This window comes from Yersinia aldovae ATCC 35236 (genome assembly GCF_000173735.1).
Taxonomy (GTDB): domain Bacteria; phylum Pseudomonadota; class Gammaproteobacteria; order Enterobacterales; family Enterobacteriaceae; genus Yersinia; species Yersinia aldovae.
The window spans coordinates 1-1,187 of the sequence record NZ_ACCB01000096.1; the positions used below are offsets into that span (position 1 = coordinate 1).

The following is a 1,187-nucleotide window of genomic DNA, read 5'->3' on the forward strand; positions in this document are numbered from 1 at the left end:
GTCCACTCCCCGTTATCTGAGACAGTCCTGATTAGAGTTTTCTAGCTGTTTTCGGTATGTCTCCGGGGGAAGATGCCCCAGACTTTCATGTGTACGATTCAGGTTATAATCCTGTTGCCAGAACCAAGCCATTTCTCTGACTTGGCTTAATGATTCAAACAAGTAAGCATTCAAAAACTCCCGACGAAATGAGCCATTAAAACGCTCAATAAATCCGTTTTGTTGTGGTTTACCCGGCTGAATATGGCACAGTGTAATGTGATTATATTCGCAGTAATTCAATAAGTTAACTGATATCAGTTCTGGGCCATTATCAACTCTGAGTTGCTGAGGTAACCCACGTTCTTTTTTCAGTCGATCAAGTACACGGATAACCCGGTCTGTCGGTAAAGAAGTATCAACTTCAATGGCCAGACATTCACGCGTTCCTTCGTCAATTATATTTAGTGTTCTGAACCGCTTACCGCAGTAAAGAGCATCATGCATAAAGTCCAGTGCCCACTGAATATCAGGCAGATTCACAATTGATAACGGCTTATTCTCACGTTTTGGCAGCGTTTTTTTGATCCTGCGTTTAAGGTTTAAACCTAACCGGCAATACACACGATAAACACGTTTATGGTTGAAGATAAACCCTTTAAATCTGAGACGATAATAGCATTTCCAGAAACCAGCCTGAGGCGACTCAGACAACACAGCCTGAATGGCATCGATAACGACCTTATCTTTTTCTCGCCAGTCAGTACCGCGCCGATAAAAAGAGGCCCGCGATAAAGAGGTCAGTTTGCAAGCTGTAATAACCGACAGGCCTGAAGCCGTTAATAATCCGGCACAGGACTTTTTCTCGGTTATTACCAACCCTTTTTTGCAAAAAGCTCCTTCATGGCATGATTTTCAAGACTGACTTCAGCAAACAATTTTTTGAGACGAGTATTTTCCTCTTCAAGCTCTTTTAATCGTTTAACATCATTAGCTTCCATCCCACCATACTTAGATTTCCAATTGTAGTAGGTGGCACTGCTAATTCCGTTCTGACGGCAAATTTCTTCAACTTTTATACCTGAATCAGCCAGTTTCAGGATATTAACGATCTGAGTTTCAGTAAAGCGTGCTTTTTTCATTTTGACCTCTGCAAAGGTAAAGGCAGAAAATCTAATTATAGCTGTCTCATTTTAGGGGGAGTGGAC

Annotated in this window: 1 protein-coding gene; it reads right to left on the minus strand. The window is 41.7% G+C overall.

All coding sequences use genetic code 11. The features are described 5' to 3' along the window. Nucleotides 1-12 precede the first annotated feature (12 nt). Nucleotides 13-1,121 (minus strand): IS3-like element ISYal1 family transposase gene (locus YALDO0001_RS22680; RefSeq protein WP_086016827.1). Its coding sequence is split into 2 segments (ribosomal slippage): nucleotides 13-869 and nucleotides 869-1,121, totalling 1,110 coding nucleotides; the frame shifts between segments, so codons are not numbered across the junction. Nucleotides 1,122-1,187 lie beyond the last annotated feature (66 nt).